The organism is Corynebacterium sp. MSK041, from assembly GCF_030232265.1.
Taxonomy (GTDB): domain Bacteria; phylum Actinomycetota; class Actinomycetes; order Mycobacteriales; family Mycobacteriaceae; genus Corynebacterium.
In genome coordinates this window covers 1-6,654 of record NZ_JASPJK010000025.1, presented here as the reverse complement: position 1 = coordinate 6,654, position 6,654 = coordinate 1, and the positions used below count along the sequence as shown (strand labels likewise).

Here is a 6,654-nt window from a genome sequence, read left to right as displayed (position 1 = left end):
CGCCCGGGTGTTACTGGATACTCACCCGGGCGTTACTCGATCCTCACCATGGCGTTACTAAATCGGTGGTCTGAACATCCGGGGTTTGTGTCTTTGAGAAGGCCCTTTAGAAGCCTTCAAGTACTTCGTAGAGGGCGGTGGCTAGGGTTAGTCGCCGTCGCTAGCTGTGCTTGGCTGTTAATGTCATGTCGACCAACTGCAGGAAGCGTATAACGTAGTCTTTGACAAAGCCTGCGGTGCCTTCATTGAGATGGCCGGAGTCTTCGAAGAGGGTGGGGGATTGGCCAAGGAATACCTCGGGCTGACCAGGAAGCGGCATATCGAAGTAGGACAGGGCGAGCCGGAGGTTCTTCTGTGAACTGTAGCCGCCCATGCGGCCTACAGAGTGACTGATGATACCTGCGGGAAGGTTCTTCCAAGCCACATCCGAGTTGGGCTTGGAACCGATGTCCACTGCATTCTTGAGACAGGCAGGGATAGTACGGTTATTTTCCGGGGTAACAAAGAGGACGCCGCTCGAGTTCTTGATGGTGTCGCGGAAAGTGGTGTACTCAGCTGGAATGGGCTTGTCCGTGACCGAGGGGTCATCGTAGTCGAAGTCATAGAGCGGCAAGTCACGGATTTCAACGATGTCTGCCTGGTAGTTTTCAGGGATCATTGTGAGCACTTCGTGTGCAATCTTGCGCGCAAATGAGCCGCGGCGCAGGCTGCCGACGATAACACTAATGCGTGGGGTGGTCATAGGAAGTCCTTTCTTCTTAGTTGGGCGTAGGTACGTGCGATCAAGGGAGAAAAGGCTTGCAGCCAAAGGCAGGCGGTGGCCCGGCGGCGTGGGCGGCAGTAAGAAAGTTATCCACTTTGTCTTCTTCATGGCGGAAGTACAGTTCGATGAGTCCTAACAGTCCCCCGAGGACGGCCTCCCGTGCGGCGGACGTATCCAAAAGCCGCATGGCTGCTGGTTGGTTTCCTTCGCGGATGGCTTCAAACAGCGCGATGGTCTCAAGCCAGCTTCCTTGGTCTGGTCGTGGAAACGGTTTAGAAATCCCAGTCATCATCACTCGTTTCTTCAGCGGTGCCAATGACATAGGAGGAACCGGAGCCGGAGAAGAAGTCATGGTTTTCATCTGCTCCAGGTGCTAGGGCAGCGAGGATTTCCGGGTTCACTTCCGTTTCTTCAGGTGGGAAGTAGTCCGGGTAGCCCAAATTCATGAGCGCCTTATTGGCGTTATAGCGAACGAATACAGCTACATCATCCATGAGCCCCAACGGCTCATATAGCTCGCCGGAATAATCCAGCTCTAGGGCATAAAGCTCTTCGAGCAAGGAAATAGTGAAATCATGCATCTCCTGTTGCCGTTGTGGAGCAGACGTTTCCAGTCCGCGCTGGTACTTGTAGCCTGAGTAGTAACCGTGCACTGCCTTGTCACGCAGAATGAGGCGAATCATGTCTGCCGTATTTGTCAGGGTGGCGTGGACGGAAAAATGCAGGGGAAGATAGAAACCCGCGTAGAGAAGCAGCGAGGAAAGCAGCGTCGATGACACTTTGCGCTTGAGTGGATCGGGTCCAAAATAATGAGTGAGCACTTTTTTGGCGCGTGCCTGGAGAAGGTCATTATTCACCGCCCAGCGGTATGCCTCATCAATTTCTTTCGTACTGCTCAAAGTAGAAAACACTGAAGAGTAAGAACGGGCATGGACTGATTGCATGAAGGCGATGTTGGTATACACGGCCTCCTCGTGCTCGGTGCGGGCATCTTGGATCTGACAGATTTCGCCCACAGTGGCCTGGACGGTGTCCAGGGTGGTGAGTCCCGTGAACACCCGCATGGTGAGGTTGCGTTCCTCCGGTGTCATCCTCTGCCACGCCGGGAGATCGTTTGAAAGTGGAACCTTTTCTGGCAACCAAAAGTTGGCGGTGAGGCGGTTCCACACTTCAAGATCCTTCTCATCGCTCACCCGATTCCAATTGATGGCGCGGATGCGGGCTGAAGGGTCATGCCGGTAACTTGGCGGCGTAACTGAGATGCTGGTTAGCTCAGCAGTGTTTGATGTTGAAGACATAGCTTCTTTCTTTCTTGATGGATGGTTGTGAATGAAGGAAGGACCGTGTTCCTACAGAGCACAGGAAACGCAGCCTTCGACCTCGGTTCCCTGGAGTGCAGGTTGGCGTAAACGGATGTAGTACAAGGTCTTGATTCCGGCTTTCCAGGCATAGATTTGTGCCTTGTTGATGTCCCGCGTAGTGGTGTCAGCGGTGAAGAACAAAGTCAGGGAAAGCCCTTGGTCCACGTGTTGGGTGGCCATAGCGTAGGTGTCGATGATTTTTTTGTACCCCACGGTGTAGGAGTCATCGAAATACTCCAAGTTGTCGTTGGTCATTTCCGGTGCGGGGTAGTACACGCGCCCCAAGCGGCCTTCCTTGCGTATTTCAATCTTGGAGGCAATCGGGTGTATGGACGCGGTGGAGTCATTGATGTAGGAAATTGATCCAGTGGGTGGAACTGCCTGCAAGTAGGCGTTGTAGATGCCGTCTTGCATCACTTGGTTCTTGAGCCGTAGCCAATCCTCGCGTTGAGGAATCTGCACGCCAGCCTCATGGAATAGCTGTTTTACGTGGTCAGTGGCCGGCGCCCAGTCTTGGTCGATGTACTTGTCGAAGTAGACGCCAGTGGCATAGGTGGATTCTTCAAAGCCAGTGAATCGTTGACCTTTCTCAACCGCTAGCGCATGGGATGTACGGAGCGCATGATAGGTCACGGTCAGGAAATAGATATTTGTAAAGTCCAGTGCTTCGGCGCAGCCATAAGGAATACGCTTGGAAGCCAGGAAACCGTGGAGATTCATTTGGCCCAACCCGATGGCATGCATGGATGCATTACCGTGAGCGATGGAAGGAACAGCTTCGATATTTGTTAGGTCTGAGACCTTCGTGAGAGCGCGCACCGCGGTTTCAACAGTTTCCCCAAAGTCCGGTGATTCAAAAGCTTTAGCGATGTTGAGCGACCCTAGATTGCAGGAAATGTCCTGGCCAACGGTGGTGTAGTTACCTGAGGCGCCGTAGGTGGATGGCGTGTTGACCTGGAGGATCTCACTACACAGATTGGACATATTGATATGTCCTTTGAGGGGATTAGCGCGGTTGACCGTATCCTCAAAGAGTATGTAGGGGTATCCAGATTCAAACTGAAGCTCAGCCAGCGTGGTGAAAAACTCGCGGGCCTTGATAGTCGTATGAGAAATTCGCGGATTGGAAACCAGCTCGTCGTAATACTCGGTGATAGACATGTCAGACATGGCTACGCCGTACTCGCGAGCGATGTCATACGGGCTAAAAAGATGCATATCCTTGTTCTCTTTGGCCAGCTGGAAGGTTATATCTGGAATAACAACTCCCAGCGAAAGAGTCTTAATGCGGACTTTCTCATCGGCATTTTCCCGCTTGGTATCCAGGAAACGAAGAATATCTGGATGGTGCGCATGTAGGTAGACGGCTCCAGCGCCCTGTCGAGCGCCCAATTGGTTGGCATAGCTGAAGCTATCTTCCAGAATTTTCATGACTGGGACTACGCCGGAAGCTTGGTTCTCAATCTTTTTGATTGGGGCTCCGGATTCGCGCAGATTGCTCAGTAACAAGGCCACACCACCGCCGCGTTTTGAAAGCTGCAGTGCAGAGTTCACGCTGCGGCCAATGCTTTCCAAATTGTCTTCGATGCGAAGGAGGAAGCAGGAGACCATTTCGCCACGCTGGGCTTTTCCTGCGTTGAGAAAAGTAGGGGTGGCGGGCTGGAAGCGTCCGGTCATGATGTCATCCACCAGCTTCTCCGCAAGCTCTTCATCGCCCTGTGCAAGGTACAAAGCTGTGGTGGCGACGCGTTCTTCGTAGCCTTCCAGAAATCGCGAGCCATCAAAGGTTTTCAGTGCGTATGAAGTAAAGAACTTAAATGCGCCGAGGAAAGTGCGGAACTGATGCTTGGCTCGGTGGGCTCTGTCGTACATAGTGCACAGAAAATCGTCATCATAAAGCTCAAGGAATTCCCGCTCGTAGTATTCGTTATCAACCAACCACTCCAAGCGCTGCTTGGTGGATTCAAACTGATGCATGCGGGGAGTGACATGGTGCGCTAAAAAGTCTTGTGTTGCCTCAATGTCCTTGTCGAACTGGATTCTTCCCGAATCGTCGAATAGGTTCAGCTGCGCGTTGAGTGCATGGTAGCTCTTGCGCTTACCGACACCGCCGGCATCGTCTGCTGAAGCGGTGCGGGGCGTAGGGCCAATGGGCTGTGTGGGGGTGGCCTTAAGTGGCGGCATTGTGGTTTCCAATCTGTGTGTTGCGGATGTGGTCTTCATTTTGTGGGAAATCAATGGGGTGTAATTGTTAGTTGCTTTGCTGCTCCCAAAACTTGTGAAGGCCCTGCTTTACAGCGGCAACGTCCTTCTGCGTGCCGAGTAGCTCGAAGTGATACAGCTCTGGAACGTGGCACTTAGCGGAAATGATGCGGCCGGCGACGCAGTAAGCGCTTCCGAAGTTGGTATTGCCTGAGGTAATCACGCCCCGGATAAAGGAACGGTTGATTGGGTCATTGAGGAAGTCGATGACCTGTTTGGGGACTGCGCGTTTGAGCGAGCCACCGCCGTAGGTTGGAACGATGAGTACGTACGGGTGTGAAACCTGGATCATTCCGGTTTTCTTGGGCCGCAGTGGAATGCGCACTGCGGGTCTATCTAAGCGTTCGACGAATCTTTTTGTGTTTTCAGAAACGCTAGAAAAGTACACCAAATCTGGTGAGTCTGACATGACAATCCTGCTCATCCTGGCCTTAGCCATAAGTGGGATAGGTGATGATCGAAAAGATTAACTACGTACTACCGTAGTTGCAAACTACGCCGCACCGTAGTTACAAACTACGCCGCACCGTAGTTTTTAAAAGGGTAGGTAGGGACAGGATTAATGAGAAAGGGAAAGACTACAGGCTGTGGTGTGCTACAAACACTGCGTCCGTAGCTGGGCGCCCAAGTACTACCCACTGAGTACTGTCGGCTACCTGTACTTCGAGCGATTCTGAAAAGGGCGTTCCTTCGCGCGTGGTAAGAACAGCCCCAATGACGATGCCTTGCTCTTTGAGGAAGGCCAGCAGTTGTGGGTCGGAATCAGAAATGCGTTCCACGGTCACCTGCGGTTGTGCGCCGCTGTCGGTGAGACGGTGCGCACTGGGGATAGTGACCTGTCCATCAACCGTAGGGATAGGGTCGCCGTGTGGATCCCTAGTGGGGTAATTGAGGAACTTATCCACGCGCTCTATGAGCATGTCAGACACCGCGTGTTCAAGATTTTCGGCTTCATCATGGACCTCGTCCCACGTATAATCCAATGCTTGAACCAAAAAAGACTCAAGCAATCGGTGGCGGCGCACCATGACCAATGCGTACTGCCTGCCAAGTTCGGTTAACTCCACAGAGCCATAGGGCGTGTGTGACACGAGCCCTTGCTTCGACATTTTGCGCACTGCATCGGAGACCGAGGAGAGCTTGAGTCCCAGCTGTTTCGCTATAAGTGTGGCGGTAACGGGCTCGGATGACCATTCCTTTAGCCCCCAGATAGCTTTCAAATAGTTCTGGGTACTGGTGGACAGCTCAGAAACAGACATGAGTAAATGTTAACCCAGCTTCCGTATGCGCCTTAGGCGCTGTGCCCCAACGCTCATAGCGAACAGAGGCCAAGTTTGAGAGGAATGCCGGTAAGGTGGGGCCAGTTAAAGCATTCTTCACTTGAAGGAGAACCACTAATGTCTGAGAAGATTTCAATGAACTTGAAGTGCGCCAGCGTAGTGCGTAATGGAATGGCTAGTACACAGTGCAGTAAAACAGCGCATGTAATGGCTCATGTAATGCACTGTGTAGAGACAGAGCGTCTGGAGCAGGAGTATCAGCGCTCCCGTACTGGACGGCGACGGCGTTATGCGTGGTCTGTGCTGAAAAAATAACCCCGCAGGTTTCCCTGCGGGGTGTTGTTGCAACTAGAACGGCACTTCTTCAGAGTCATTAGCAGCAGCGTTATCTGCGCTGTTCTCGCGGCGTGCTGCTCTTGCCTCAGACTCCTTCTTGGAGTCGATCAGCTGCACAGTGTCGATGCGTGCGGCCAGCGGGTAGTGCCTGTTGCCGTCCTTATCGGTGTAGTTGTCAGTCTTCAGCGAGTAGCTCACTGCAACGCGATCACCAGCGCCGATGCATCCGAAGACGCCGAGGTTCTTGGCGTCAGCCACGTAGCCAGTGAGTTCGACAATCTCGGACTCGACCTTGCCGGTGGTCTTGTTCTTGAAGGTGTTGCGCGCATAGACGCTGAGCTTCACCGTCGCACCGCCGTTTGCGTGCTCAAAGATCTTCGGCTCGCGTGCTGCGTTGCCAACGATGGTGCCATTGTTAAACGGGTTGGACATTGTGATTTCTCCTTATATGAATGAGTGTGTGATTGTCTTTCAATTGTGTGTTTGAGCAGCGGCTTTGCTGCTGTAAGTGCTGTTACAGCACTGCCCAGGGCAGATGTGCCCCTGCTGCTTCCAGGTCGCGTAGCTCTTGTGCGGCACCCGGATCGGCGTCCTCGCCGTCGATGCCGTCGGCGAGCTGGTAGAGCAGTTCCAGGTCGGTGTGGATGAAGTC

7 protein-coding genes are annotated in these 6,654 nt (G+C 53.1%); all 7 read right to left on the bottom strand.

Going from position 1 to position 6,654, the window contains the following annotated elements; genetic code table 11:
* Nucleotides 1–160 precede the first annotated feature (160 nt).
* The gene (locus tag QP968_RS10880; RefSeq protein WP_022862715.1) at nt 161–742 is read right to left on the bottom strand and encodes an NADPH-dependent FMN reductase; all 582 of its coding nucleotides are present in this window, start codon (nt 740–742) and stop codon (nt 161–163) included.
* A 40-nt stretch (nt 743–782) separates the two neighbouring features.
* The gene (locus QP968_RS10875; RefSeq protein ID WP_141737323.1) at nt 783–1,085 is read right to left on the bottom strand and encodes a hypothetical protein; all 303 of its coding nucleotides are present in this window, start codon (nt 1,083–1,085) and stop codon (nt 783–785) included.
* The gene (nrdF, locus tag QP968_RS10870; protein WP_034666259.1) at nt 1,036–2,061 is read right to left on the bottom strand and encodes a class 1b ribonucleoside-diphosphate reductase subunit beta; all 1,026 of its coding nucleotides are present in this window, start codon (nt 2,059–2,061) and stop codon (nt 1,036–1,038) included. Before nrdF ends, QP968_RS10875 begins: the two co-directional genes overlap by 50 nt.
* A gap of 51 nt (nt 2,062–2,112) precedes the next feature.
* Nucleotides 2,113–4,308 carry a class 1b ribonucleoside-diphosphate reductase subunit alpha gene (gene nrdE / locus QP968_RS10865; protein ID WP_284856421.1) on the bottom strand — a complete coding sequence of 732 codons (2,196 nt, stop codon included), beginning with the start codon at nt 4,306–4,308 and terminating at the stop codon, nt 2,113–2,115.
* Nucleotides 4,309–4,375: 67 nt separating this feature from the next.
* Nucleotides 4,376–4,795, bottom strand: a complete 420-nt coding sequence (gene nrdI / locus QP968_RS10860) for a class Ib ribonucleoside-diphosphate reductase assembly flavoprotein NrdI (RefSeq protein ID WP_033399510.1) — start codon at nt 4,793–4,795, stop codon at nt 4,376–4,378.
* Between the two features lie 169 nt (nt 4,796–4,964).
* Nucleotides 4,965–5,645 (bottom strand): metal-dependent transcriptional regulator, encoded by a 681-nt coding sequence (locus QP968_RS10855; RefSeq protein ID WP_022862719.1) that lies wholly within the window; start codon nt 5,643–5,645, stop codon nt 4,965–4,967.
* A gap of 369 nt (nt 5,646–6,014) precedes the next feature.
* Nucleotides 6,015–6,434 carry a single-stranded DNA-binding protein gene (locus tag QP968_RS10850; protein ID WP_284856420.1) on the bottom strand — a complete coding sequence of 140 codons (420 nt, stop codon included), beginning with the start codon at nt 6,432–6,434 and terminating at the stop codon, nt 6,015–6,017.
* Between the last annotated feature and the right edge of the window lie 220 nt (nt 6,435–6,654).

What these genes read in the sequence shown, in the direction of transcription:
- QP968_RS10875 (WP_141737323.1), bottom strand. Translation starts at nt 1,085, where the DNA reads ATGTCATTGGCACCGCTGAAGAAACGAGTGATGATGACTGGGATTTCT.
- nrdF (WP_034666259.1), bottom strand. Translation starts at nt 2,061, where the DNA reads ATGTCTTCAACATCAAACACTGCTGAGCTAACCAGCATCTCAGTTACG.
- QP968_RS10855 (WP_022862719.1), bottom strand. Translation starts at nt 5,645, where the DNA reads ATGTCTGTTTCTGAGCTGTCCACCAGTACCCAGAACTATTTGAAAGCT.
- QP968_RS10850 (WP_284856420.1), bottom strand. Translation starts at nt 6,434, where the DNA reads ATGTCCAACCCGTTTAACAATGGCACCATCGTTGGCAACGCAGCACGC.
- nrdI (WP_033399510.1), bottom strand. Translation starts at nt 4,795, where the DNA reads ATGTCAGACTCACCAGATTTGGTGTACTTTTCTAGCGTTTCTGAAAAC.
- QP968_RS10880 (WP_022862715.1), bottom strand. Translation starts at nt 742, where the DNA reads ATGACCACCCCACGCATTAGTGTTATCGTCGGCAGCCTGCGCCGCGGC.
- nrdE (WP_284856421.1), bottom strand. Translation starts at nt 4,308, where the DNA reads ATGCCGCCACTTAAGGCCACCCCCACACAGCCCATTGGCCCTACGCCC.